Annotated in this window: 23 protein-coding genes, 1 rRNA gene and 1 pseudogene; 15 read left to right on the plus strand and 10 right to left on the minus strand. The window is 69.1% G+C overall.

Going from position 1 to position 25,587, the window contains the following annotated elements; translation table 11 throughout:
• Window positions 1-116: 116 nt before the first annotated feature.
• A complete protein-coding gene (locus OG194_RS36835; protein WP_327405077.1) occupies window positions 117-470 on the plus strand; it encodes a hypothetical protein in 354 nt (117 codons plus the stop codon).
• Here OG194_RS36835 and OG194_RS36840 read toward each other — a convergent pair.
• The gene (locus OG194_RS36840; protein WP_033286413.1) at window positions 445-1,140 is read right to left on the minus strand and encodes a FadR/GntR family transcriptional regulator; all 696 of its coding nucleotides are present in this window, start codon (window positions 1,138-1,140) and stop codon (window positions 445-447) included. The genes OG194_RS36835 and OG194_RS36840 overlap by 26 nt on opposite strands.
• Before the next feature lie 82 nt (window positions 1,141-1,222).
• On the opposite strand from OG194_RS36840, the gene OG194_RS36845 reads away from it, so the two are divergent.
• From OG194_RS36845 to OG194_RS36860, 4 genes are all read left to right on the plus strand, one after another.
• Entirely contained in the window at window positions 1,223-2,626 is a 1,404-nt protein-coding gene (locus OG194_RS36845; protein ID WP_442811687.1) for a CynX/NimT family MFS transporter, read from the plus strand.
• Window positions 2,627-2,674: 48 nt separating this feature from the next.
• Window positions 2,675-2,791: an SGM_5486 family transporter-associated protein gene (locus OG194_RS36850; RefSeq protein WP_088245544.1), complete on the plus strand. Its 117-nt coding sequence runs from the start codon at window positions 2,675-2,677 to the stop codon at window positions 2,789-2,791.
• A 194-nt stretch (window positions 2,792-2,985) separates the two neighbouring features.
• On the plus strand, window positions 2,986-3,192 hold the full coding sequence (locus OG194_RS36855) for a hypothetical protein (RefSeq protein ID WP_327405079.1): 207 nt from the start codon (window positions 2,986-2,988) through the stop codon (window positions 3,190-3,192).
• 77 nt (window positions 3,193-3,269) lie between these two features.
• Window positions 3,270-3,836, plus strand: coding sequence for a SixA phosphatase family protein (locus OG194_RS36860; RefSeq protein WP_327405080.1), 567 nt, complete (start codon window positions 3,270-3,272; stop codon window positions 3,834-3,836).
• Between the two features lie 123 nt (window positions 3,837-3,959).
• Here OG194_RS36860 and serB read toward each other — a convergent pair whose 3' ends face one another.
• Entirely contained in the window at window positions 3,960-5,168 is a 1,209-nt protein-coding gene (gene serB, locus OG194_RS36865; protein WP_327405081.1) for a phosphoserine phosphatase SerB, read from the minus strand.
• A 913-nt stretch (window positions 5,169-6,081) separates the two neighbouring features.
• Window positions 6,082-7,983, minus strand: a pseudogene (locus tag OG194_RS36870) (streptophobe family protein); the annotation flags it as partial.
• 240 nt (window positions 7,984-8,223) lie between these two features.
• Between OG194_RS36870 and OG194_RS36875 the strand changes: the two are divergent.
• Window positions 8,224-10,749 carry an ABC transporter ATP-binding protein/permease gene (locus tag OG194_RS36875; RefSeq protein ID WP_327405082.1) on the plus strand — a complete coding sequence of 842 codons (2,526 nt, stop codon included), beginning with the start codon at window positions 8,224-8,226 and terminating at the stop codon, window positions 10,747-10,749.
• 116 nt (window positions 10,750-10,865) lie between these two features.
• On the opposite strand, the gene OG194_RS36880 is transcribed toward OG194_RS36875, so the two are convergent.
• From OG194_RS36880 to OG194_RS36890, 3 genes are all read right to left on the minus strand, one after another.
• Window positions 10,866-11,630: a transglycosylase SLT domain-containing protein gene (locus OG194_RS36880; protein WP_327405083.1), complete on the minus strand. Its 765-nt coding sequence runs from the start codon at window positions 11,628-11,630 to the stop codon at window positions 10,866-10,868.
• Between the two features lie 299 nt (window positions 11,631-11,929).
• Window positions 11,930-13,171 (minus strand): S-adenosylmethionine:tRNA ribosyltransferase-isomerase, encoded by a 1,242-nt coding sequence (locus OG194_RS36885; protein WP_327405084.1) that lies wholly within the window; start codon window positions 13,169-13,171, stop codon window positions 11,930-11,932.
• Window positions 13,168-13,863 (minus strand): SDR family NAD(P)-dependent oxidoreductase, encoded by a 696-nt coding sequence (locus OG194_RS36890; RefSeq protein WP_327405085.1) that lies wholly within the window; start codon window positions 13,861-13,863, stop codon window positions 13,168-13,170. Before OG194_RS36890 ends, OG194_RS36885 begins: the two co-directional genes overlap by 4 nt.
• 185 nt (window positions 13,864-14,048) lie before the next feature.
• On the opposite strand from OG194_RS36890, the gene OG194_RS36895 reads away from it, so the two are divergent.
• The 4 genes from OG194_RS36895 to OG194_RS36910 all read left to right on the plus strand — a co-directional run bounded on the left by OG194_RS36895 (window position 14,049) and on the right by OG194_RS36910 (window position 16,688).
• Window positions 14,049-15,194, plus strand: coding sequence for a GAF domain-containing sensor histidine kinase (locus tag OG194_RS36895; protein WP_327405086.1), 1,146 nt, complete (start codon window positions 14,049-14,051; stop codon window positions 15,192-15,194).
• Window positions 15,187-15,828 (plus strand): response regulator transcription factor, encoded by a 642-nt coding sequence (locus tag OG194_RS36900; protein WP_327405087.1) that lies wholly within the window; start codon window positions 15,187-15,189, stop codon window positions 15,826-15,828. The genes OG194_RS36895 and OG194_RS36900 overlap by 8 nt, the downstream gene beginning before the upstream one ends.
• 166 nt (window positions 15,829-15,994) lie before the next feature.
• On the plus strand, window positions 15,995-16,234 hold the full coding sequence (locus OG194_RS36905) for a chaplin (RefSeq protein ID WP_033286424.1): 240 nt from the start codon (window positions 15,995-15,997) through the stop codon (window positions 16,232-16,234).
• Between the two features lie 214 nt (window positions 16,235-16,448).
• Window positions 16,449-16,688, plus strand: a complete 240-nt coding sequence (locus OG194_RS36910; protein WP_327405088.1) for a chaplin — start codon at window positions 16,449-16,451, stop codon at window positions 16,686-16,688.
• Between the two features lie 267 nt (window positions 16,689-16,955).
• Here OG194_RS36910 and OG194_RS36915 read toward each other — a convergent pair whose 3' ends face one another.
• Complete coding sequence (locus tag OG194_RS36915; RefSeq protein ID WP_327405089.1) at window positions 16,956-17,744, minus strand: hypothetical protein; 789 nt, start codon at window positions 17,742-17,744, stop codon at window positions 16,956-16,958.
• A 132-nt stretch (window positions 17,745-17,876) separates the two neighbouring features.
• Here OG194_RS36915 and OG194_RS36920 point away from each other — a divergent pair, with 132 nt between their 5' ends.
• The 3 genes from OG194_RS36920 (at window position 17,877) to OG194_RS36930 (ending at window position 20,319) form a co-directional block, all read left to right on the plus strand.
• A complete protein-coding gene (locus OG194_RS36920) occupies window positions 17,877-18,668 on the plus strand; it encodes an ABC transporter ATP-binding protein (protein ID WP_327405090.1) in 792 nt (263 codons plus the stop codon).
• Between the two features lie 76 nt (window positions 18,669-18,744).
• Window positions 18,745-19,179 (plus strand): NfeD family protein, encoded by a 435-nt coding sequence (locus tag OG194_RS36925; protein WP_327405091.1) that lies wholly within the window; start codon window positions 18,745-18,747, stop codon window positions 19,177-19,179.
• Window positions 19,180-19,353: 174 nt separating this feature from the next.
• Window positions 19,354-20,319, plus strand: coding sequence for an SPFH domain-containing protein (locus OG194_RS36930; protein ID WP_327405092.1), 966 nt, complete (start codon window positions 19,354-19,356; stop codon window positions 20,317-20,319).
• Between the two features lie 113 nt (window positions 20,320-20,432).
• Here the strand turns inward: OG194_RS36930 and OG194_RS36935 are convergent, their stop codons facing one another.
• From OG194_RS36935 to OG194_RS36945, 3 genes are all read right to left on the minus strand, one after another.
• A complete protein-coding gene (locus tag OG194_RS36935; protein ID WP_327405093.1) occupies window positions 20,433-20,939 on the minus strand; it encodes an HNH endonuclease in 507 nt (168 codons plus the stop codon).
• A 145-nt stretch (window positions 20,940-21,084) separates the two neighbouring features.
• Window positions 21,085-21,624, minus strand: coding sequence for a YbhB/YbcL family Raf kinase inhibitor-like protein (locus OG194_RS36940; protein ID WP_327405094.1), 540 nt, complete (start codon window positions 21,622-21,624; stop codon window positions 21,085-21,087).
• A 40-nt stretch (window positions 21,625-21,664) separates the two neighbouring features.
• On the minus strand, window positions 21,665-22,447 hold the full coding sequence (locus OG194_RS36945) for a sporulation protein (protein ID WP_266874674.1): 783 nt from the start codon (window positions 22,445-22,447) through the stop codon (window positions 21,665-21,667).
• A gap of 137 nt (window positions 22,448-22,584) precedes the next feature.
• Between OG194_RS36945 and OG194_RS36950 the strand changes: the two genes are divergently transcribed.
• Both OG194_RS36950 and OG194_RS36955 read left to right on the plus strand, forming a co-directional pair.
• Window positions 22,585-23,226, plus strand: a complete 642-nt coding sequence (locus OG194_RS36950) for a DNA-3-methyladenine glycosylase (RefSeq protein ID WP_327405095.1) — start codon at window positions 22,585-22,587, stop codon at window positions 23,224-23,226.
• Window positions 23,227-23,765: 539 nt separating this feature from the next.
• Window positions 23,766-25,293 (plus strand): 16S ribosomal RNA (locus OG194_RS36955).
• The last annotated feature ends 294 nt before the right edge of the window (window positions 25,294-25,587 follow it).

The raw sequence follows: 25,587 nt of genomic DNA on the forward strand, positions 1-25,587 counted from the left end.
CGGGGCGTCACCCGTTCGGCCCCTCCGGCCGGGCGGGGGCAGGGCACAACCGCGCACTCTGGACTACGCGTTCACCACGCGATTCCCTCCCCAGCACTGCCGAGGAGGTTTCCCTTGTGCGCCTGTCCCGCAGCCTGGCCTCAGTGACCGTCGCCGTCGCGCTCGTCATCTCGCTGGCGTACGAGGCGATGCCCCACGCACGCGTGGAGGCCCGAAAACCGGCCGCACCCCAGCTGTTCGGCGCCGACTGCCGCACCGCCGTCCACGGCTCGCACGTGATCGCGTACTGCCACAACCCGTACCCCCGGACCGACCGCGTCAGCCTGCACATCGAGTGCGACCGCTGGTGGGACATCGACAGCGACGGCATCGCGACCGACGCCGGCCCGGCGCAGACCGTACGGCTCACCGGCCGCTGCTGGGAGGACGTCCGCGCGGTGTGGGTCAGCCACCAGAAGCGGGCGAGCTGAGCCTCCCCGGGCGGCACACGAACGGATAGCCCGCGGCCTCCTTGGCGGCCGCCTGCGCGTCACCCGCGCGGATCGCGTCCACCAGTCGCGTGTGGTCCATGTACGTCTCCGGAGTGAGCGCCTCGCCGACGTCCGCGCGCAGCCACTCCCGCAGCACCTCGCCCAGGTCGGCGTACATCGCCGTCATGACGTCGTTGTGGGAGGCCGCCACCACGGCCATGTGCAGGGTCGCGTCGGCCGTCACGAAGGCCTCCGTGTCGCCCGATGCCCAGGCCTCCTCCCGTCGTACGAGGAGGGCGTCCAGCTGCTTGAGGTCCTTCTCGGTGCGCCGCTCGGCCGCCAGCTGCGCCGCCGACGACTCCAGCGTGGAGCGCAGTTCGGCGATGTGCCGGGGGTCGGCGTCCGCGAAGCGGCGGTGCATCACGCCGGCCAGCTCGCTCGTCGCCACGACGTACGTGCCGGAGCCCTGGCGGATGTCCAGCAGGCCGTTGTGCGCGAGCGCGCGGACGGCCTCGCGGACCGTGTTGCGGGCGACCCCGAGCTGCTCGACCAGCTCCGGCTCGGTCGGGATCCGGGAGCCGACCGGCCACTCGCCCGAGGTGATCTGGTTCCGCAGCGAGGCGATGACCTGCTCGGACAGCGCCGAACGACGGGGATGGCTCAGGGGCATGGCACACCTTCGCATGGGTGGGGCGGGAGCGGGCCACCCGGGGATGGACAACCAATCATCCCATCATTCTATGATGGGCGGCATGGCAAGCGAGGAAACCCGGACACTGAAGTCCACGACGAACGTCAGCGGCAACGTCGGCAGCTCCGCCGCGAGCGACTCCCCGGCTCCGACAGGGAAGCGGACCGGGAAGCAGCCCGAGAAAGCGTCCACGCACGCGTGGACGACGCGTCTGCTCGTCCTCGGCATCGTGCTCGCCGCGCTGAACCTCCGCCCCGCCATCACCAGCCTCGGCGCCCTCCTCGAAGAGGTCCGCGACGGCCTCGGCATGAGCGGCAGCGTCGCCGGACTGCTCACCTCCGTACCCCCGCTGTGCTTCGCCGCCTTCGGCGTCATGGCCCCGCGCCTCGCCCGCCGCTTCGGCCCCGCCACGGTGGTCTGCGCGGGCATGGTCCTCATCACCGCGGGCCTGCTCATACGGCCCTACATAGGCGGCACGACCGGCTTCCTGATCGGCAGCGCGCTCGCGCTCATGGGCATCGCGGTCAGCAACGTCCTGATGCCGGTGATCGTCAAGCGCTGGTTCCCGGACCGGGTCGGCTCGATGACCGGCCTGTACTCGATGGCCCTGGCCCTCGGCACGGCCTCCGCCGCCGCGGTCACCGTGCCCGTCACCGATGCCCTGGGCGGCAGTTGGCGCTCCGGCCTCGCCGTGTGGGCAGCACTGGCCGCCGCTGCCGTACTGCCGTGGATCGCCCTCGTACGCCACCGGGAGGCGTCCTCAGGACCGGAGGCGGCCGGGGAACAGCGCTCCCGCGCGCGGGACGGCGCCGACGGGACACCCGCGCCCGGGACTCCGACGCGAGCCCGCGCGCGGGAGGCCGAGCAGGCGCGGCCGGTGCTGCGGATCACCCGCAGCCGTACCGCGTGGGCGCTCGCCGTGTTCTTCGGGCTCCAGGCCACCGCCGCGTACATCACGATGGGGTGGATGGCGCAGATCTTCCGGGACGCGGGGGTCTCCGCGGGCACCGCAGGGCTGCTGCTCGCCGTCACCATGGTGATGGGCGTGCCGCTGGCGTTCGTCATCCCGCGCGTGGCCACCCGGCTGCCCCGGCAGGGCCCGATCGTGATCGCCCTCGGCGTCTGCGGCCTCGCCGGATACGCGGGCCTGTACCTCGCGCCGGCCGGCGGCGCCTGGGTCTGGGCGGTGCTGCTCGGCATCGCCAACTGCTCCTTCCCGCTGGCCCTGACGATGGTCGGGATGCGGGCCAGGACGGGTGCGGGCGTCGCCCAGCTGTCGGCCTTCGCGCAGAGCACCGGATATCTGATCTCCATCCCGGGGCCGCTCCTGGTCGGCGTGCTCTACCAGCACAGCGGCGGCTGGGGACTGCCGATCGCCCTCATGGCCGGCCTGATGATCCCGCAGATGGCCGTGGGCGTCCTCGCGGGCCGCGACCGCACGGTGGAGGACGAGGCGGCCCGCTGACCCGGCCCCGGGGGACGCGGCGTGGGCGGCGGGTGCGAGACTGGCCGTATGCCAGTGCTCGACCCGAACCCCCAGAACGGTCAGAAGAAGATGCTGCTCGTCTTCGGCTCGTTCTTCGCCATCTTCATCGTGATCGCCATCATCGCGACGATCGCGTCGCCCTGACGGTCGCGTTTCCGTGACCGTGTGAGTGCCTCCGCGGGCCGATGGTGGGGTTGTCCCCACCATCCCCTAGGGGGTGAGGCTCAGGGTCAAGTGGGTGGATCTCCGGATGGGTTGGGGGCCGCGCGTTCCGTAACTTCGATGGTGTGACCGCGAGAAGCGGATCGCGGACCACTCGGAGACCAGCGGAGGCATCCATGTCGGCCCCTACGTACACCCGGCCCCACCCGGCGACCACGGGCGGCGTCGACATCAGGCTGCCGTGGTGGGCCCTCGCCCTGCCGGCGCTCGCGTTCGTCGTGCTGCTCGTGATGATGCTCAACCCGACGGACGCGCAAGCGGCGGCCTCGGACCCGGTGATCACCCATTTGTTCGAGCGCGCGCAGCAGCTCATAGCCCGCTGAGTGCCTGCTGAGCACCTGCGGAGCCACCCCGTCAACTCCCTGCGCCCCATGGCCTGTTTCATGCGAAGCTGGATCCCATGAGCGTCGCAGAATCCCGCAGGATCGTCCTCTTCCGGCATGCGAAAGCCGACTGGCCCCAGGTGACCGATCACGAGCGGCCGCTCGCTGAGCGGGGCCGCCTGGACGCGGCCACCGCCGGAAGCAGGCTGGCCGACACCGGCATCCCCTTCGATCTGGCCCTCTGCTCCACCGCGGTCCGGACCCGGGAGACCTGGAAGCTCGCCGTCCACGAACTCGCGCACCGGCCGAAAACCGTCTACGAGGAGCGGCTCTACGAGGCCTCTCCCGGCGAGTTGATCGCGGTGCTGAACGAGACGCCGGACGACGCGCGGAACGTGATCCTCGTGGGCCACAACCCGAGCGTGCAGGGGCTGGCCGAGATCCTCCCCGGTGCGGAGACCGGTACGGGCAGTGGAGCGGACGCCGAAGCGGACGCCGGTACGGGCAACGCCGAGGCTCGCGAATGGCTGAAGCAGCGCGGGTTCGCGGCCGCCGGTTTCGCCGTGCTGTCCTTCACCGGTTCCTGGAAGGCGCTGGAGCCGGGTGTGGCCACGCTGGACGACTACTGGGCGCCGTCGGAGTAGTCCGCGTTCCACGTGTCCAAGTAGTCGAACCGACCGCGCACGACAACCGGAATTGACCGCGCACGACAAGGGCCCGGCACCGCGCGGTGCCGGGCCCCCGAAGGTATGGAGAGTCGTCCGGGATCAGTCCTCGTCGTGCGTGTCCGCGGCCTCGACCTCTTCGCGGGTGACGCCCAGCAGATACAGCACGGTGTCGAGGAACGGAACGTTCACCGCGGTGTGCGCGGCCTGCCGTACGACCGGCTTCGCGTTGAAGGCGACACCGAGACCGGCCGCGTTGAGCATGTCCAGGTCGTTGGCGCCGTCGCCGATCGCCACGGTCTGCGCGAGCGGTACGCCCGCCTCGGCGGCGAACCGGCGCAGCAGCCGTGCCTTGCCCGCGCGGTCGACGATCTCGCCGGTGACCCTGCCGGTCAGCTTGCCGTCGACGATCTCCAGGGTGTTGGCCTGGGCGAAGTCGAGCCCGAGCCGGTCCTTGAGGTCGTCGGTGACCTGGGTGAACCCGCCTGATACGACGCCGACTTGGTAGCCGAGCCGCTTGAGCGTACGGATGAGGGTGCGGGCCCCCGGTGTCAGGCGCACCTCGCTGCGCACCTTGTCGACGACCGAGGCGTCCAGCCCTTCCAGCAGCGCCACGCGTGCGTGCAGCGACTGCTCGAAGTCCAGTTCGCCGCGCATCGCGGCGGCGGTGACCTCGGCGACCTCGGCCTCGCAGCCGGCGTGCGCGGCGAAGAGTTCGATGACCTCGTCCTGGATGAGCGTGGAGTCGACGTCCATGACGACGAGCCGCTGGGCCCGCCGGTGCAGCCCCGCCGCCACGACGGCGATGTCGACGCCGAACGTCGCCGCGTGGGTGACGAGGGCGGTGCGCAGGGGCTCGGTCTCCACGCCGGACACCGCGAACTCCACTGCTGTCACGGGGTACTTGGCGAGCCGGAAGATACGGTCGATGTTGCCGCCGGCCTTGGTGATGCGGGCGGCGATCGCGGCGGTGGACTCCGCGGTGAGGGGGTGACCGAGCACGGTCACCAGCGAACGCCCGAGCCCACGTGGCCGGTTGTCGCCGAGGCCGGAGATGATCTCGGCCTGCATCTTCATCGACTCGGCCCAGCTGTGCACGGTGGCCCGCAGATCCCCTTCGAGCCCGGCGGGCGGCGGTGTCACCAGCGCGCACAGCACCATCCGGCCACGCGTGACGACCTGCTCGATGTCGACCACGTCGACGGAGTAGGCGGCGAGGGTGTCGAAGAGTCCGGCCGTGATACCCGGCCTGTCCTTGCCGAAGATCTTGACGAGGAGAGTGGGGACGTCAGAGGTCTGCGAAGCGCTCATGATGCACCCACCGTATCCGGCACGGAGTGCCTTATGCCGCAGAGGTCCGCCTAGCGGACACGGAACAGTGGGTGTCGGGTCGGTGGCGCGAACCTTACGGGGCGATCACGGAGGAGCGGGGCGGCGGTCAGGAGTGGGCTCGGGTCGGTCGCGAGTGGCCTGATGGGCGGTCAGAGGGTGTGTTGATGTGATCGTGGTGAGTGCGGGCGCCGATCGGGAATTGGCTGGTCATTGAGTGAGGGGGCTGGTGCGGGGCCGGATGGGAGGGACACGTCCGGATGGGTGGGACGCCGGGTACGGGGCCGTTGGCCCATGCAGATGTCGGCCCCCGCACTCCGGTCGGCGGTGCCCCCGGCTCATCCGGTGCGGGCAAGGTCCCCCGGGCACCGAAGAGGGCTCACCCGAAGCAGACGCGGAGCTCACCCGACGTGGACATGGCTCACCGGCGACCCTTGGGCTTCCCCGGAGGGGGCGGCGCTGGTGGCGGGGGCGGAGGAGGAGGTCGCTGCCCACCGTCCGAGTCGTCGTCCGGCCAGTCCCGCGAACGTGACCCGGGCCGACGCCGAGGCGACCGGGACGGCGGCTCGTAGGACTCGGCCATCGTCGGAGCGCCGTACATGTCGGCGGGCGGCAAAGGGATGCCGGGCGACTGCGGGTCGTCGTAGGGGCGAGTCCCGTCGTCCGGCGGAACGGCTCCGGGCGGCCGCGAGCCTCCGGAGTACGGACCGACTCCACCGGTCCCTACGGCTCCGGGTGCCGGACCGGCCCCGAACTGCCCCGCGTTTCCCGGAAGTTGAGGGGAACTGCCGTGCCGTGAGCCTCCACCGGGCGGCCGACCACCTTCCTGCGGCGACCGCGCACCGGGCGGCCACGTAGTCTCCGTTGGTGATCCGGCGTCTGGTGGCCGAGCTGGTCCGCGAGGCCGGGGCGTGCCGCCGGGGCCCGCGCCTTGCGGCGGCCACCCAGGTCCACCGGACCGAGCCCCACCATCCGCCCCTGCACCGCCAGTCCCCGAACCACCAGACCCCGCCCCCGGCCGCCACACACCCTCCTGAGGCGATCCCGAACCCCGAGGACCCGCCCCACCCTCCTGCCCCGGCGACTTCCCACCAGGCCAAGCTCCACCAGGCGGCGCCGGCCGACCGTCCTCCGGTTGCCGTAGCTCATCGGGCAGTTGCAGATATGGGTTGGTCGCAGGGTTCGGCGCGCGGTAAGGCGAACCCGGCACGTAGGGTCCCGGGTCTCCGGCGTTCTCCGGGTGCCCTGCCTGTTCCGCGCCTCCCGCGGGCTGCGCATGTTCCGGATACCCCGGCTGCCCCGGCATCCAGGCATCCGACCCCGACCCCGACCCTGAACCCGTCCCCGGAGCCCCCACCTCCAAGTCACCCCGTGCCAACCGCGAAGCCTGCCGCCCCGCGGCCCCGGTCGCGTACGCGAGGAGCCCCCCGACACCCCCCGCCCCCGCACCCCACACCGCGCCCAGCACCAACGCCATGCCCAGCTGCCCGTGCAACTCGATCCCCGCGCCGAACGCGTCGAACCCCAGCACCGACAGCGACGCATCCACCGACACGTCCGTCAGCCAGGCCAGCAACGGCAACGTCAGCGCGGTGACGACCCCCAGCCGTACGGCACACCGCCCGGCAAAACCGAGAGCACTCCCGCGACCCCCCGCACCATTACGATCGGAGCCACTCCCCGCCCCCAAGGGCGTCCGCACCGCCGTCAACACCCCCGCCAGCAGCATCATCAACGCCGCCGCGACCCCCAACAACCAAACCCGACCGTCCAGTTCGGCCAGTTGCCCCAACGTCACCGGCTGATCGGACTTCACGCTCAGGAGTTGGTCCAGGGGGTGGGGGAGGAGCTTCGCGAGTTCGCCCGTCGCCCTGCCGTCCCAGGGGACGAAGAGGCCGATCGGGATGCCGAGCCAGACCCCGTTGGGAGCGCCCAGCAGGGCCGCGCCCGCGATGCGTTTCGGGTGGTCGTCGCCGATCGCCGCGTACGCCGCCGCCGCGAGGCCCGCCGCCACCGCGACCAGCAGTACCGCCACGAGCGCGGACGCGGCCGGGCGTACGACGCGGTGGACGGCCTCCCAGCCGCGGGGGAGGGGGGTACGGCGGGATGCCAGCAGGGCGATGAGGAGGATGCCGGCCGACCAGCCCAGGCCGCCCAGCAACGTCGGTGCCGTGTCGACCGTGAAGCCGATCGCCGCCTTCGCCTTGACCAGGTCACTGATCTTGCCCGGCAGCAGCCCGCCGATGTCACCGATGTCGCCGAGGCCGGGGATGTTCACCCCGCCGCCGCTACCGCCGCCACCCGTCAGTTTGTCCAGGCCCAGTTTGCTGCCGTCGATCGTGATGACGTCGTGGCCCGCCCAGGCCAGCCCGCCGAGCATCGCCACGAAGAGCGCGATCACCGAGCCCGCGCGCGCGAGGAGTTCGGCCGGGGCGATCACAACTCCGGCCGCCCGCAAGGATCGTAGGAAGAAGTACGACAGCAGGAGCGCGCCCACGAGGCTCACGCCCAGCGGGGTGATCGTGACGGCCGTCGTCGCTTGTGCGCCGGTCAGGCCGAAGGCCGATACATCGCCGGTCGGGGTGACCGAGCCGCCCGCTCCGAGGGCCACCACCGCCGCGGTCATCGGGCCGAGCGAGCCCGTCGCGTCGGCGCCCAGCAGGTGCAGGCCGAGCGCCGCCGTGCCCGCCATGCCGATCAGGGCCCAACTGACCGCCGCGACCGCGGACAGCAGGACGTCGATCCAGGGCACCCTCGTGTCGTAGTTCGCCGTCCTGACACTCGTCGCTGAGTTCATGGCAGACCCCCCGATCCGCGGCGCGGTGCGGACACCACGCATGTCCCCCTCGCGTGGATTACCACTCTCCGGGCCGGTTTCAACCCCGTCAACGGAACCGACGGAAGCGTATGGACGTGGTCTTCACAAGGCCCGACTTTCGGTCAGGGGGTGCAGCCTGAAATAGTTCCCGACGATGTTCGCCATCCCTAGACTCCCTGTGATGGGGGTAACTCGGGGGACTACTCAGTGGGGCATGGAGTGCCGGAACTCGTACTGGAATTGAATGGACGGACCTGGACGCTCGACGCGTCCAGGCCCTACTCCCTCGGACGTGATCCGCAGGGGGACGTCGTGGTCGACGACGCCAGGGTCTCCTGGCGGCACGCCACGATCAGCTGGGGCGGCCGGAGTTGGGTCATCGACGACCACGGCAGCACCAACGGCACGTTCGTGCAGGGCCAGCGCATCCATCAGATGGAGATCGGCCCTGGCTCGTCCGTGTACCTGGGCAACGCGACCGACGGCCCGCGCCTGAACCTCTCAGGTGCCGCGGCCGCCGTGGCGACGCCGCAGGCCCAGCCGCAGCAACAGCCCTACGCCGCACAGGGCGCGGGCCCCGGTTGGGCGCAGCAGGCACCGTCGCAGCAGGCCCCGGCCCCGGCGCAGACGCCCGAGCAGCAGCGTTACCAGCCGCCGCCGGCCGCCGCGAACATTCCGCCGCAGCAGGGATCCGGCGTCGGCGCGGGGGCGCCGTCGGTCTACGGCGACCGAAGCCCGACCACGTTCCACCAGTTCTCGCTGGGGCGCGTGATGCGCATCGGCCGTGCGCTGGAGAACGAGTTGGTGGTCTCCGACCTCCAGGTCTCGCGCCACCACGCCGAGTTCCACGCGACGCCCGACGGCCGCTTCGAGATCCGTGACCTGGGCTCGCACAACGGCACGTACGTCAACGGCCAGCCGATCACCAAGGGCGGCTCCGCGCTGCTCGGCCCGAACGACATCGTCGGCGTCGGCCACTCCACGTTCCGCCTGGTCGGCGACCGGCTCGAAGAGTTCGTCGACACCGGTGAAATCTCCTTCTCCGCACGGCACTTGACCGTCGAGGTCGACGGCGGCAAGCAGATCCTCAAGGACGTCTCCTTCGGCGTACCGGAGAAGTCGCTGATCGCGGTCATCGGCCCGTCCGGGTCCGGAAAGTCGACCCTGCTCAAGGCGCTCACCGGCTACCGGCCCGCCAACCAGGGCGACGTCCTCTACGACAACCGGAACCTCTACAAGCAGTTCGCCGAGCTGCGCCAGCGCATCGGTCTGGTCCCGCAGGACGACATTCTGCACAAGGAACTGACCGTCAAGAAGGCCCTCAAGTACGCGGCCAAGCTGCGCTTCCCCGCCGACACCACGGGCGCCGAGCGCGAGGCCCGTATCGACGAGGTGCTGCGCGAGCTGAAGCTCGACATCCACAAAGAGAAGAAGATCACCTCCCTCTCCGGCGGCCAGCGCAAGCGCGTCTCGGTGGCCCTGGAACTCCTCACCAAGCCCTCGCTGATCTTCCTGGACGAGCCCACCTCGGGCCTCGACCCGGGCATGGACCGCGATGTCATGCAGCTGCTGCGCGGCCTCGCCGACGACGGCCGCACGGTTCTCGTCGTCACCCACTCCGTGGCCGAACTGGCGATCTGCGACAAGCTGTTGGTGATGGCACCGGGCGGCTCCGTCGCCTACTTCGGCCCGCCCGAGGAGGCGCTGAACTTCTTCGGCTACGACACCTGGGCCGACGTCTTCTCCGCCTTCGAGAACTACCGCGACTACGACTGGGCCGGGCGCTGGAAGGGCTCGCAGCACTACCAGATGTACGCCGCGGACATCGACGCGATTGCTCCGCAGTCCGTACAGATGCCGCCGATGCAGGCGATGAAGCCGCCGAAGCCGCAGGGCTGGATGTCCCAGTTCGTCACGCTGGTGCGCCGCTATGTCGGGGTGATCGCCTCCGACAAGGGCTTCCTGGCCCTGATGGTGATCCTGCCGGGCGTCCTGGGCGCGGTGAGCCTGCTCATCGACTCGGGCAACAGCCTGCTGCCCAACCCGCCCAGGGCGAACGGTCAGATCATCCCGAACGGCACGGCCACCACGGTCCTGCTGATCCTCGCGGTCGGCGCGTGCTTCGCCGGCGCGGCCAACTCCGTCCGCGAGCTGATCAAGGAACGGGTCATCTACGAACGGGAGCGCGCGACCGGCCTGTCCCGTTCCGCGTACCTGATGTCCAAGGTGTTCGTGCTCGGTGTGATCACCGCGCTCCAGGGCCTGATGGTCGGCGTCATCGGCTTCGCCAGCCGCGAGATCCCGAAGCAGGGCCTGGTCCTCGGCACCCAGACCATGTTCGAACTCTGCATCCCGATCATGGGCCTCGGCTTCACCGCGATGATGTTCGGCCTGATCATCTCCTCGCTGGTGAAGACGGCCGAGAAGACCATGCCGCTGCTGGTCATGTTCGCGATCATCCAGGTCGTGTTCACCGGCTGCCTGTTCACCCTGAACGGCGCGGTCGGCGTCAACCAGTTCTCGTTCCTGATGCCCTCGCGCTGGGCGGTCGGCGCCGCGGGCGCCACGCTGGACTTCAACAAGATCAGCCCGCCCAAGCCCGGCGACAGCACCGACCCGCTGTGGGAGCACACCGTCGGCGCCTGGGGCATGGACATGGCCGCCCTGATCGTCCTCGGCGTGATCTGCGGCTTCTTCGTGGCCCGCTTCCTGCGCCGCCACGAGCCCGAGGTCATGCGCAAGTAGCCGTTCCGCAACGGCTGTTCAGCTACGACGCCGAAGGGCGGCGCCCCTGGTGGGGGTGCCGCCCTTCGGCGTCGATACCGAGACCCAGAGGTCCGCCGGAGGCCTCGGTACGCGTCTCAGTACGCGCTGTTGACGTTGTCGATCGAGCCGTACCGGTCGGCCGCGTAGTTGGCGGCGGCGGTGATGTTGGCGACCGGGTCGTAGATGTTCGACGAGGTACCGGAGACGTGGTACGCGTTGAACGTCGGCTGGATGACCTGGAGCAGACCGATCGACGGGGTGCCGTTGACCGCGTTGACGTCCCAGCCGTTGATGGCGCTCGGGTTGCCCGAGGACTCCCGCATGATGTTCTTGTACAGGCCGTTGTACGAGCCCGGGATGCCCTTCTGCTTCATGATCGCCAGGGCGTGGTTGATCCAGCCGTTGAGGTTGTTGGAGTACGTCGTCGCGGCGACGGGCTGGATCTTGACGCGCTCGGTGGAGCGGCTCGCGGCCTTCTTGGCCTTGCGCGCGGCCTCCGCCTTCTTCTTGGCGGCGGCTTCGGCGGCGGCCTTCTTCTTCGCGGCGGCGTCGACCTTGGCCTTCGCCGCCTTCGCCTTGGCGTCGGCCTTCGCCTGGATCGCCTCGGTCTTCACACTGGCACCGGCGAGCTGGTCGGTGACGCTGGCCTTGACGCCCTTGATGGGCTCCGAGCTGTACGCGATCTTCGTCGAGGTCGCGGCGTCGCTCGTGGTCGTCCCCGCGTCGCCGGGCACCGCGGAGAAGGCGAGGGCGGCGGCGCCGAGCGTGGCGACACCGGCGAGCGCGATCTTGTGCCGCTTCGTCAGCTTGTTCAGCTTGGTCAGGCGACTATGACCAGGAGTGTTCGAGTTCTTGGGCATGGCGGATGGACCTCTTCGAATTGCGCGGAGGTCGCTCACCGTCCGGCGGGGGACGCGGGTGCTTCCGGCACAAACGCCGCGGACGGGATCCGCGGCGCTGAGCGACGGCTGCAATTCTTAGCGGCCGCAAAAACCCCTGGCAAAGGTGTGACGTACGATCCCGGGTAGTTGACCGGTCCAGGGCAAAACGGGACAGACGGGACCGTACGTCCCGCTCAGGCGGGGCGCCCATATCTCCTATGTCCGCTAGTACGTGATCTGCGCCCTATGTGCGGGCTCACATCGACCGCACATCAACCTCACCCGCAGTTGCGGGAGCAATGCACCGTGTGAGGACCCTCCTCCGGGAGGATGAGATGCACGTCCCCGAACTCGTGCCACAGGTAGAGCCCGCGCAGCGCCTCCTCATAACTCCGGCCTACGGCAGTCCGCCCGGCGACCGCCTCCAGCATCAGCAGATGCGAGGCCTCCGGCTCGTGCAGCCCCGTCAGCAGCCCGTCCACGACCCGCACACCTCGCTCCGGCGTCACGACGAGATCCGTCCAGCCCGCACGCGCGCGTACGACCCCGTCGACCCCGGCGGCGGACTCGACGGCCCGCACGGCGGTGGTCCCGACCGCGATCACCCGCCCGTCCCCGGCCCGGGCCGCGTTGATCAACCGGGCCGACACCTCCGACACCGCGAACCGCTCCGGATACGGCGGCTCATGCACCTCGGCCGACGCCACCCCGGTGTGCAGCGTGATCGGCGCGAACTGCACCCCCCGACTCACCAGCTCCGCCACCAGCCGCGCGGTGAAGGGCCGCGCCGCACTGGGCATCTCCGCACTGCCCGACCCGTCCTCCGTGGGCAGCGAGAACACCGTCTGGTAGACGGAGAGCGGCTGATCGCGCTCCGTATAGGAGTAACGAATGGGCCGCCCGTGCTCCCGGAGCAGTGCGGCCACGCTCGACACCGGCCCTCCAGGCCCGGGCGTCCCGAAGCCCGGCGACTCCGCCCCGGGCACGTCCGGGCCCACCGCCTCCGGCTCCGCGGCACTCGTCCCGGGCACGGCCGGCCCCGGGGCTGCCGTCCTCGGCGTCCCGGGCTCGGGTGCTCCCAGGTCCGGCACCAGCGCCCGCGCCCACCACAACCGCTCACCCCGCCCGCTCAGCGGCTCCTCCAGGACCAGCCGCACCCCTCCAGGCAGCCGCACCTCCACACCGGCCGGGCCGCCCGCACGCGCGCGTGTGGTGCCCTTTCCGTCCGGCTCCCGCAGCTCGACCGCCCACCGCCCGTCATCGCCCCGCGTGGAGAAATGCACCACCACGCGTGCGTGCCCGATCCACCCGTCCACCGCCGCGGCGAGCGTCGGCGACGTGTTCACGACCAGCAGATCCCCGGCCCGCAGCAGCCGAGGCAGTTCCACGAACGCGTGATGCGACACCTCGGTACCCCGCGACACGAGCAGTCGTACGGCGTCCCGGTCGAGCCCGGGCCCGCGCTGCTCGGCGGGCACGCGCGCGGACAGTTCCTCCGGGACCCGCACGGCCACGGTCATCGCTCCTCCAGGAGGGCCGGTGCGCCGTAGCGCCCGCTCGCCGGACGCTCGTCCAGCAGTCGTAGGAAGGCCGGTACCACGGAGGTCGGCGACGGCCGGGGATCGTCGTCGTCCGGTACGGCCGCCGCGTACAGGTCCGTGCCCATGTCTCCGGGGTCGACCGCCCACACCCGCAGTCCGGGTTCCTCGGCGCCGAGCACGGCCGCGAGATGGTCGAGGGCAGCCTTGGACGCCCCGTAGCCGCCCCACGTCTCGTACGCCTCCGCCGCCGCGTCCGAGCTGACCGCGATCACCGCACCCGCCCGCGAGGCCCGCAGCGGCGGCAGCGCCTCCTGGACCAGCCCCAGCGCGGCCACCACGTTCACCTCCAGCGCCCGCCGCAACCCGTCCAGGGGCAGCTCCTCCAGGCGTACGAGCGGCTCGGCGCCCAGCGCGCTCGCGTTGCTGACGACCAGGTCGACGCCGCCCAGCTTCCCCGCCGCGGCCACCAGCTCGGCCCGGTGAACGGCGTCCGTGACATCCCCGGGAACGGCCTCCACGCGCGTGCCGTACGCGGCGACGGCAACCGCGGCTTCTGTGAGCACCCCCTCGGTCCTGGCGTCGAGCACCAGGTCCCAGCCCCGCTCGGCCAGGGCCTCGGCGAGTGCCCGCCCCAGTCCCTTGGACGCTCCCGTGATGATCGCTACCGACATGACACACACGTCCCCTCGTCCACTACGCCTCCGTCGGCGTGCCCCCAACGTAGGAACGGGACCGCCCCCGCCGCGTCGGGCCCGGGCCGCATCCACAGGGGCCCTTCGCCCTAGGTCCACCGGACCAGACGACGGCCGTCACCGGCCCGATCCGCGTTGTCAGACCCCGCCGGTACCGTGAGGACATGAGTCAAGGTCCACGGTCCGGCCTCGCGGCGGTGAGTTCCGCGCTGCTGGCCATGAGCAGGCATCTGGAGGTGCGCGACGTCCTCAAGACGATCGTCGCCTCGGCCCGCGAGCTGCTCGACGCGCAGTACGCCGCCCTCGGCGTCCCCGACGACCACGGCGGCTTCGCCCAGTTCGTGGTCGACGGTGTCAGCGACGCCCAGTGGAAGGCCATCGGCCCGCTCCCGCGCCAGCACGGCATCCTCGCCGCGATGCTGCACGAGGCCAAGGCCGAGCGCCTCGCGGACGTGCGCAAGGACCCGCGCTTCGAAGGCTGGCCCTCGGCCCACCCCGACATGTCCGACTTCCTGGGCCTGCCCATCCGCGACGACGACGAGGTCATCGGCGCGCTCTTCCTCGCCAACAAGAACTGCCCCAAGCGGGACGGCAGTTGCGGCTTCACCGAGGAGGACGAGGAACTCCTCTCCATCCTCGCCCAGCACGCGGCCATCGCCCTCACCAACGCCCGCCTGTACGAGCGCAGCCGCGAGTTGACCATCGCCGAGGAACGCTCCCGCCTGGCCCACGAACTGCACGACGCGGTGGCCCAGAAGCTGTTCTCGCTCCGCCTCACCGCACAGGCCGCCGCCACCCTCGTGGACCGCGACCCCTCCCGCGCCAAGGGCGAACTCCAGCAGGTGGCCGCGCTCGCCGCCGAGGCCGCGGACGAACTGCGCGCCGCAGTGGTCGAGTTGCGCCCCGCCGCCCTCGACGAGGACGGACTGATCGCCACCCTGCGCACCCAGATCCAGGTCCTCGACCGCGCCCACACCGCGCGCGTGACCTTCACCGGCCGCGGCTTCCGCGCCGTTCCCGCCGCCCAGGAGGAGGCCCTGCTCCGCGTCGCCCAGGAGGCCCTGCACAACGCGCTGCGCCACTCCGGCGCGGAGCACGTCGCCGTGACCCTGGAGCGGCACGGCTGCGGAGCGGTCCTCCGGATCACCGACGACGGCAGCGGCTTCGAGCCCCAGTCGATCCGCCGCGCCGGACGCCACCTGGGGCTGGTCTCCATGCGGGACCGGACGAACGGCGTCGGCGGCACGCTGACCGTGGAATCGGCGCCCGGAAAGGGCACCACGATCGAGATGGAGGTCCCCGGTGGCTGAACCGATCAAGGTGCTCATCGTCGACGACCACCAGGTGGTCCGCCGGGGCCTGCGCACCTTCCTGGAGGTGCAGGACGACATCGAGGTCGTCGGCGAGGCGGCCGACGGTGCCGAAGGAGTCGCCCGCACCGAGGAGTTGAAGCCCGACGTCGTCCTCATGGACGTCAAGATGCCGGGCATGGACGGCATCGACGCGCTGCGCAGACTCCGCGAACTCGACCTCCCCGCGCGCGTGTTGATCGTCACCAGCTTCACCGAACAGCGCACGGTGATCCCGGCCCTGCGCGCGGGCGCCGCCGGATACGTCTACAAGGACGTGGACCCGGGCGCCCTGGCCGGCGCCATCCGCTCCGTCCACGCGGGCCACATCCTGCTCCAACCCGAGGTCGCAGGCGTCCTGTTGTCCCAGGAGGAGTCCAACTCGGGACAGGGCAGGGGCGGTTCGCTCACCGAGCGGGAGCGTGAGGTGCTCGGCCTGATCGCCGACGGCCGCTCCAACCGCGAGATAGCCCGCGCCCTCGTGCTCTCCGAGAAGACGGTCAAGACCCACGTCTCGAACATCCTGATGAAACTCGACCTGGCGGACCGCACCCAGGCCGCCCTGTTCGCCGTACGCCACGGTCTGACCAGGTGAGCGGTGTCGCAGTGGTGGCGTGACGGCAACACGGAGCGTCCCGTTCCGGGCTGAGATTCATACCGTCGTGGGAATGTCCCTCGAATGGCGCATCCTTCGTGGATCTCCACCGTTCTCCAGTGCATGCTGCGGCGCCTGCCGCGGTGATCGCTAGGAGGGCTCAGAAGTGAAGAACCTGAAGAAGGCAGCGGCCGTGACGATGGTGGCCGGCGGGCTGGTGGCCGCCGGTGCCGGGCTGGCCTCCGCCGACGGCCTGGCGAACGGCCAGGCCGCCGGTTCGCCCGGCGTCGGCTCGGGCAACGTCATCCAGGTCCCGGTGCACGTCCCGGTGAACGCGGTCGGCAACAGCGTGAACGTCATCGGCGTCCTGAACCCCGCCTTCGGCAACCTGGGCGTCAACAGCTGACGCACGTCGCTCCGCGACAGTGACCTCCGGCCTCCCAGGGCGCTCCCTGGGAGGCCGGTCCGCTCGTCACCTGGTCACCTGGTCGGCTTGTCGCGCCAATGATCCGAACGGGCAGTCAAACGCGGATGTCCGTGCCGTTTCCGCCGTTCCGTGCGTTGATCAGCGCACGACCCGCGGCCGGGTCGGTCACGCAATCGCAGGAGGAACGCTTCCCATGAACATCGCCAAGAAGGCCGCTGTGGCCCTCACCGTCGCCGGTATCGCCGCCGGCGCCTCCGCCGGTGCCGCTTTCGCCGACGCCGGTGCCGACGGCGCGGCCGTGAAGTCCCCGGGTGTCGGTTCGGGCAACACCGTCCAGGTCCCGGTCCACGTCCCGGTCAACGTCGTCGGCGACAGCGTCAACGTCATCGGCCTGCTGAACCCCGCGTTCGGCAACAAGGGCATCAACGACTGACGCCCACACCACAAAAGAGGGGCCCCGCGAGTCAACGACGACTCGCGGGGCCCCTCTTCTTGCATACAGGCCCGGCATTGTTCAGCCCGTCCGGCGTTTGAGGACGAGGCCCCTTCAGGGCCGATCGGGGGTCTGGGGGCGGAGCCCCCAGCGGCGCCCACCCCAGCGGCGCCCACCCCAGCGGCGCCCACCCCAACACAGGGCACCCCAACACAGGGCACCCCAACACAGGGCACCCCAACACAGGGCACCCACGCAACGGAACATTCAGCGGACCCCCTTCTCCCGCTCCTCCACAACGGAGTTGTACGCCGCGACCTGCGCCCGCCGAGCCGTCCGCTCCACCGGCCGCAACGCTTCGGCCCGCGCCCCCATCTCGGACGCGCTCACCGCACCCCCGGGCCCGTTCTCGTACGCCACGGACACCAGCAACCCCACCCGCTGCGCCAGTTCCAGCACCCGCACCGCCCGCGGCGGATACCCCGGCGCCAACACCTCCCGCCCCCGCTCCGCCCGCGCCCGATACGCGTCGACCGCGGCCTCGGCCACCGGCCCCGACCCGGCGACATCGAGCCGCGACAACACCGCCGTAGCGTCCCGCAGCGCCTCCGCCAGCTCCCGCTCGGCCTCCCCGAGCGAGGGCACGTCGGCGGGCGGCGCCTCCCGCACCGGCAGGCAGTGCCACACGACCTCGACATGGACGTCACCGGTGGGACCGGCCTCGTAGACCTCGGGAACGAGGCCGAGCGCGACGCCGTAGCAGATCACCGCCTCCTCGGCCTCAAGGGCCCGGGCGTTGAAGTCGGGCGGGCCGCTGAGCCCCAGTGGGTGTCCCGAGGTGGGCAGGGCCACCCGCAGGCCGGTCGCCCCGAGGGTGCGCAGGCGCCCCAGGGCGAGGGTCAGTCCGACGGGTGCCGACTCGCCCGGCAGTCCCTCCACCCGGTGCACGGCGTCCTCGCCCACGATGGCGAGCACGGCGTCGTCCGGCGAGACAAGTCCGGCCAACAGGGCATTTCCCCAGGCGGCGAGGCGCCCTGAGCGTGGTTCCGAAAGCATGGCGTCCACCCTAAGGACAGGACCGATGGAATGGACCGCCCGGCCGGTGGCGTAGATTTCTTCGAGGGCTGCGCCTACCGGCGCACGCGACAGCCGAGACAGGCCGACGATGCAATGGGAGACAGCGCGCTCATGAGCGATGTTCTGGAGCTGGAGGACGTAACCGTGGTCCGGGAGGGCCGGGCTCTGGTGGACCAGGTCTCCTGGTCGGTCAAGGAGGGCGAGCGCTGGGTCATCCTCGGCCCGAACGGCGCCGGCAAGACCACGCTCCTGAACGTCGCGTCCAGCTACCTGTTCCCCAGCAGCGGCACCGCCACCATCCTCGGCGAGACCCTCGGCAAGGTCGACGTCTTCGAACTGCGCCCCCGCATCGGCGTCGCCGGCATCGCCATGGCCGAGAAGCTCCCCAAGCGCCAGACCGTCCTCCAGACCGTCCTGACCGCCGCCTACGGCATGACCGCCGGGTGGAACGAGGACTACGAGGACATCGACGAGCAGCGCGCCCGCGCCTTCCTCGACCGCCTCGGCATGAGCGACTACCTGGACCGCAGGTTCGGCACGCTGTCCGAGGGCGAGCGCAAGCGCACCCTCATCGCCCGCGCCCTGATGACCGACCCCGAGCTGCTCCTCCTCGACGAGCCCGCCGCCGGCCTCGACCTCGGCGGCCGCGAGGACCTCGTACGCCGCCTCGGCCGCCTCGCCCGCGACCCGATCGCCCCCTCCATGATCATGGTCACGCACCACGTCGAGGAGATCGCCCCCGGCTTCACCCACGTCCTGCTGATCCGTCAGGGCAAGGTCCTCGCCGCGGGCCCGCTGGAGCTCGAACTCACCGCCCGGAACCTGTCGTTGTGCTTCGGTCTCCCCCTCATCGTGGAGCAGGTCGGCGACCGCTGGACCGCACACGGTCTCCCCATGGCCTGAACTGCCTTGTAAGAAGCGGGTGTAGGGACATATGCGCCCTGTCCGTGACGGGACCCGCAGCCCTACCATTGACCATGTGAACGACATCGGCGCATGGGTGTGGTGGCTCGTCGGCGCGGCAGCACTCGGGATTCCTCTCGTGGTGACCACGATGCCGGAGTTCGGCATGTTCGCCGTCGGCGCCGTAGCGGCCGCCGGAACCGCGGGAATCGGCGGGGACCTCGTCGTCCAGGTCCTCGTCTTCGTCGTCGTCTCGGTCGCTCTCATCGCGGTCGTACGACCCATCGCTACCCGGCACCGCGCGACGCTGCCCCAACTCGCCACGGGCATCGATGCCTTGAAGGGCAAACAGGCCGTCGTCCTGGAGCGCGTCGACGGCTCAGGCGGCGGCCGGATCAAGCTGGCCGGAGAGATCTGGTCGGCCCGCTCGCTCGACACCGACCGTGCCTACGAACCGGGCCAGGAGGTGGACGTCGTGGAGATCGAGGGAGCCACCGCGATCGTCATCTGACCTCGCGGGACTCGACCGATGACCTCGCAGGACACGACTGGTGACCTCGCAGGTCTCAACTGAACCGAACAGCACACGAGTTGCGTGACGGTCTGACAGACTCGACCAGCAAGATCTTCAACAACCATAAGATCTTCCGAAAGCGCCGAGGCGGAGAAGGGTACGGGGAGCACGATGGAACCGGTCATCATCGTCTTGATCATCCTGGTGGTGTTGGTCTTCATCGCTTTGATCAAGACGATCCAGGTCATCCCGCAGGCAAGTGCCGCGATCGTGGAGCGGTTCGGCCGCTACACACGGACACTCAACGCGGGACTCAACATCGTCGTCCCGTTCATCGACACGATCCGCAACCGCATCGACCTGCGCGAACAGGTCGTACCGTTCCCGCCGCAGCCGGTGATCACCCAGGACAACCTGGTCGTCAACATCGACACGGTCATCTACTACCAGGTGACGGACGCGCGGGCCGCGACCTACGAAGTGGCCAGCTACATCCAGGCAATTGAGCAGCTCACGGTCACCACGCTCCGCAACATCATCGGCGGCATGGACCTGGAGCGGACCCTGACCTCCCGCGAGGAGATCAACGCGGCCCTGCGCGGAGTCCTCGACGAGGCGACGGGCAAGTGGGGCATCCGCGTGAACCGCGTCGAACTCAAGGCAATCGAGCCCCCCACCTCCATCCAGGACTCGATGGAGAAGCAGATGCGCGCCGACCGTGACAAGCGCGCCGCGATCCTCACCGCGGAAGGCACGCGCCAGGCCGCCATCCTCACCGCCGAAGGTGAGAAGCAGTCCCAGATCCTGCGCGCCGAAGGTGAGGCCAAGGCCGCGGCCCTGCGCGCAGAGGGTGAAGCGCAGGCCGTCCGTACGGTGTTCGAGGCGATCCACGCCGGCGACGCCGACCAGAAGCTCCTCTCCTACCAGTACCTCCAGATGCTCCCGAAGATCGCCGAAGGCGACGCCAACAAGCTCTGGATCGTCCCCAGCGAGATCGGCGACGCCCTCAAGGGTCTCTCCGGCGCGATGGGCAACATGGGCCCGTTCGGCGGCGGTTCGGGAGGCGGCGGAGGCAACTCCGGCAACTCGGACGGCAATTCGGAACGCCAACGCCGCGAGAAGCCGTCCATCGACTGACGGTCACTTCTGGACCTACGCCAATCCCCGCGCCCCTAAGGGGCGCGGGGATTGCGCGATCAGCCACACACGACGCGCACCCGACGACCAACCACGCCCCTACGGCGCTCAGTTCAGGCAGCGTCCCGAGCCAACCAACCCGGCAGCGCTTCAAAATCCTCGGCCGCCAGCGCGAGCAGCATCGCGTCGGCGGGCGTCGGCTCGAACGGATGCCGCAGCAACGGCATCCCCGCCTGCTCCGGAGTCCGCGCCGCCTTGCGGTGGTTGTCCTCCGCGCACGACGCCACCGTGTTCAGCCAGGAGTCCTGACCCCCCTGCGCCCTCGGCACCACATGGTCGACCGTCGTCGCCCGCCTGCCGCAGTACGCGCACCGGTGCCGGTCCCGGACCAGCACACCGCGCCTCGACCACGGAGCTTGTCTTCGGAACGGCACCCTCACGTACCTGCACAACCGGATCACCCGGGGGGCCGGTATATCGACCTCGGCTCCGCGCATACGCAGTTCGGGGTGGGCCTGCTCGACGACAGCCTTGTCCTGGAGCACCAGAACGACGGCTCGATTCAACGACACCGTCGACAGCGGCTCGAAGCTCGCGTTCAGCACCAGCGTGTCCCGCATCCAGCCCACCTCCCATGTGCAACCGGCCCACCGCGCGGCGGGCTTGGATCAACTCTGGCCGGGCACGCCGAGATGGACAACGCAATAAAAAATGCCCGCCCCTGATCAATTCCATGACCAGAGGCGGGCAAACGTTCCATGAACGTCAGTCTTCGGCGGGAACCTCGTACTCACCGATCAGCTGGGCACGCGCCAGCGTGTGGAACCGCAGGTTGAAACCGACGACCGCGGGAGAAACGTCCGAGTCCGGACCGAGCTTCTCCGCGTCCACGGCGTACACCGTGAACACATAACGGTGCGGCCCGTCCCCGGGCGGCGGCGCGGCACCACCGAAGTCCTTCGACCCGTAGTCGTTCCGCACCTGTACCGCGCCCTCCGGCAGCCCCTCGAACTTGCCGCTGCCCGCCCCCTCCGGCAGCTCGGTCACCGAGGCCGGGATGTCGAACACCGTCCAGTGCCAGAACCCGCTCCCCGTAGGGGCGTCCGGGTCGTAACAGGTCACGGCGAAACTCTTGGTCTCGGGCGGGAAGCCCTCCCACCGCAGCTGCGGCGAGGTGTTGCCGGCCGCGTAGACCTGAGCGTCCTTGAGCGCGGCCCCCGGCTCGACGTCCTCGCTCGTCACCGTGAACGACGGCACGGGCGGGTGGAAGTCATGGGGGAGCGGCCGCCGATTGAGCTCGGTCACCTCGGTACCTCCTGATCGGATTCTTCAGTGGACACCGAGCCTAGAACCAGTTGCGCTTGCTGCCGACCTCGGACAGCCACTGGTTGAGGTACGCCGCCCAGTCCGTCCCCTGGAAGTCGTGCAGACCCACCTGGAAGGAGCGGAAGGTGTCACTGCCCTCACTGAACAGGCCGGGCTTCTTGTCCATCTCCAGGATGACGTCCATCGCGTTCTCGTCGGCCACGAAGCTCAACTCGACCTGGTTCAGCCCGCGGTACTGCGACGGCGGCTGGAACTCGATCTCCTGGTAGAACGGCAGCTTCTGCCGCGTCCCCCGGATGTGACCGCGCTCCATGTCCGCGTTCTTGAAGCGGAAGCCCAGCCGGATGAAGGCGTCCAGGAGAGCCTTCTGCGCCGGCAGCGGATGCACGTTGACCGGGTCGAGGTCACTGGAGTCCACGGCACGTGCGATCGCCAGCTCGGTGCTCACCCCGATGTGCATGCCCCGCAGCGACTGACCGTCGATCATCGTGATCGGCGTCTCCCACGGGATCTCCAGCCCGAACGGCACGTTGTGCGCGGTCCCCGCCTGTAGCTCGAAGGCACCGCCCAGCCGCACCTTCGTGAACTCGATGTCCTGCTTGTACTCCTGGTCACCGCTCTCGACCTCGACCTTGGCCTGTAGCCCGACCGAGAGCCCCTGGATCTCCTGGGCGACGGAACCACCCTGGATCCGCACCTCGCCCTGGACGACCCCGCCCGGAACGACGTTGACCTCGGTCAGCACCGTCTCCACCGAAGCCCCGCCGGCCCCCAGGCTCGCGAGCAGCTTCTTGAACGCCATGACTCTCCCTTTACGTATGGACCCTTGATCCCTACAAACGCGAACCGACCGCGCCCGGTTCCGCGCCACACCCTGGCAAGCGGACGGAACCTTGACCACCCCTTGGCACAAGCGCGCCTGGACTAGGCTCGGACGCCATGATCGCGCCCCCGGACCGTAAGCCACTCCCCAGAGAGTTCTTCGACCGCGCTGTACTGGAGGTCGCCCCCGACCTCCTGGGCCGCCTCGTCGTCCGTACGACCCCCGACGGCCCGATCGTCCTGCGCATCACAGAGGTCGAGGCCTACGACGGCGGTAACGACCCCGCGTCCCACGCATACAGAGGTCCTACGGCCCGCAATGGCGTGATGTTCGGTCCGCCCGGGCATGTGTACGTCTACTTCACCTACGGCATGTGGCACTGCATGAACCTGGTGTGCGGCCCGGAGGGCACGGCGAGGGGGGTCCTGCTCCGCGCCGGCGAGATCGTCGAGGGCGCCGAGCTGGCCCGCAAACGTCGACTCTCGGCCCGAAATGACAAAGAACTGGCCAAAGGCCCCGCCCGCCTGGCCACCGCCCTGGACGTCGACCGCTCCCTGGACGGCACGGACGCGTGCACTACGGGCGAGACACCCTTGAGGATGCTGGCCGGTACACCCGTCCCCTCTCATCAGGTAAGCAACGGTCCCCGCACCGGAGTGTCCGGCGAGGGCGCCGTCCAGCCGTGGCGGTTCTGGATCACCAACGACCCTACGGTTAGCCCGTATCGGGCTCATACGCCGAGACGTCGGCCAAGTTGACGCGTCTTGGCAGGGTGCGTAATGTAGCCCGAGCCGCTTGACCCGGGTACGGCAATCGCCTGCAGCCGGAAGCGACCAACCCACTACTAACGACTCTCCCTCGCTGAGGGCGCATTCGGCGTGCCTGCATGCCTGAATTCGAACTCGCGGAACTCGATTATGAGTTGCAGAGGGGATCGGCTAACGTAGTGAATGTCGAAAGGCCGACAGGCGAAAGTCCAAAGCCCTTGACAATCCCCGCCGACAGGGAATCGGGACCGGAAACGGTCTGATAGAGTCGGAAACGCAAGACCGAAGGGAAAAGCCCGGAGGAAAGCCCGAGAGGGTGAGTACAAAGGAAGCGTCCGTTCCTTGAGAACTCAACAGCGTGCCAAAAATCAACGCCAGATATGTTGATACCCCGTCTCCAGCTCATCATCACGATGGTTGGGGCGAGGTTCCTTTGAAGAAAACATACAGCGAGGACGCTGTGAACGGTCGGGCTTATTCCGCCTGACTGTTCCGCTCTCGTGTGTGTCATTCCCGATTACGGGAAAACATTCACGGAGAGTTTGATCCTGGCTCAGGACGAACGCTGGCGGCGTGCTTAACACATGCAAGTCGAACGATGAACCACTTCGGTGGGGATTAGTGGCGAACGGGTGAGTAACACGTGGGCAATCTGCCCTGCACTCTGGGACAAGCCCTGGAAACGGGGTCTAATACCGGATAATACTCCCGCACTCATGTGTGGGGGTTAAAAGCTCCGGCGGTGCAGGATGAGCCCGCGGCCTATCAGCTTGTTGGTGAGGTAATGGCTCACCAAGGCGACGACGGGTAGCCGGCCTGAGAGGGCGACCGGCCACACTGGGACTGAGACACGGCCCAGACTCCTACGGGAGGCAGCAGTGGGGAATATTGCACAATGGGCGAAAGCCTGATGCAGCGACGCCGCGTGAGGGATGACGGCCTTCGGGTTGTAAACCTCTTTCAGCAGGGAAGAAGCGCAAGTGACGGTACCTGCAGAAGAAGCGCCGGCTAACTACGTGCCAGCAGCCGCGGTAATACGTAGGGCGCAAGCGTTGTCCGGAATTATTGGGCGTAAAGAGCTCGTAGGCGGCTTGTCACGTCGGGTGTGAAAGCCCGGGGCTTAACCCCGGGTCTGCATTCGATACGGGCTAGCTAGAGTGTGGTAGGGGAGATCGGAATTCCTGGTGTAGCGGTGAAATGCGCAGATATCAGGAGGAACACCGGTGGCGAAGGCGGATCTCTGGGCCATTACTGACGCTGAGGAGCGAAAGCGTGGGGAGCGAACAGGATTAGATACCCTGGTAGTCCACGCCGTAAACGGTGGGAACTAGGTGTTGGCGACATTCCACGTCGTCGGTGCCGCAGCTAACGCATTAAGTTCCCCGCCTGGGGAGTACGGCCGCAAGGCTAAAACTCAAAGGAATTGACGGGGGCCCGCACAAGCAGCGGAGCATGTGGCTTAATTCGACGCAACGCGAAGAACCTTACCAAGGCTTGACATACACCGGAAAGCATTAGAGATAGTGCCCCCCTTGTGGTCGGTGTACAGGTGGTGCATGGCTGTCGTCAGCTCGTGTCGTGAGATGTTGGGTTAAGTCCCGCAACGAGCGCAACCCTTGTCCTGTGTTGCCAGCGTGCCCTTCGGGGTGACGGGGACTCACAGGAGACCGCCGGGGTCAACTCGGAGGAAGGTGGGGACGACGTCAAGTCATCATGCCCCTTATGTCTTGGGCTGCACACGTGCTACAATGGCCGGTACAATGAGCTGCGATACCGTGAGGTGGAGCGAATCTCAAAAAGCCGGTCTCAGTTCGGATTGGGGTCTGCAACTCGACCCCATGAAGTCGGAGTTGCTAGTAATCGCAGATCAGCATTGCTGCGGTGAATACGTTCCCGGGCCTTGTACACACCGCCCGTCACGTCACGAAAGTCGGTAACACCCGAAGCCGGTGGCCCAACCCCCTTGTGGGGAGGGAGCTGTCGAAGGTGGGACTGGCGATTGGGACGAAGTCGTAACAAGGTAGCCGTACCGGAAGGTGCGGCTGGATCACCTCCTTTCTAAGGAGCACTTCTAACCGAGTTCGCTCGGTCAGAGGCCAGTTCATCGGCGAATGTCCGGTGCTGGTTGCTCAAGGGTGGAACGTTGATTATTCGGCACTGTCGGTCATCTCATGGCTGCGAGTACTGCTCTTCGGGGCGTGGAAAGCTGATCACGAGTGGCGATGGTGCCGGGCACGCTGTTGGGTGTCTGAGGGCACGGCCGTGAGGCTGCCTTCAGTGCCGACCCCGGTAAAGCATCGTGTAAGCGGTGTGTGACGGGTGGTTGGTCGTTGTTTGAGAACTGCACAGTGG

The sequence above is a fragment of the Streptomyces sp. NBC_01288 genome (genome assembly GCF_035982055.1).
Taxonomy (GTDB): Bacteria; Actinomycetota; Actinomycetes; order Streptomycetales; family Streptomycetaceae; genus Streptomyces.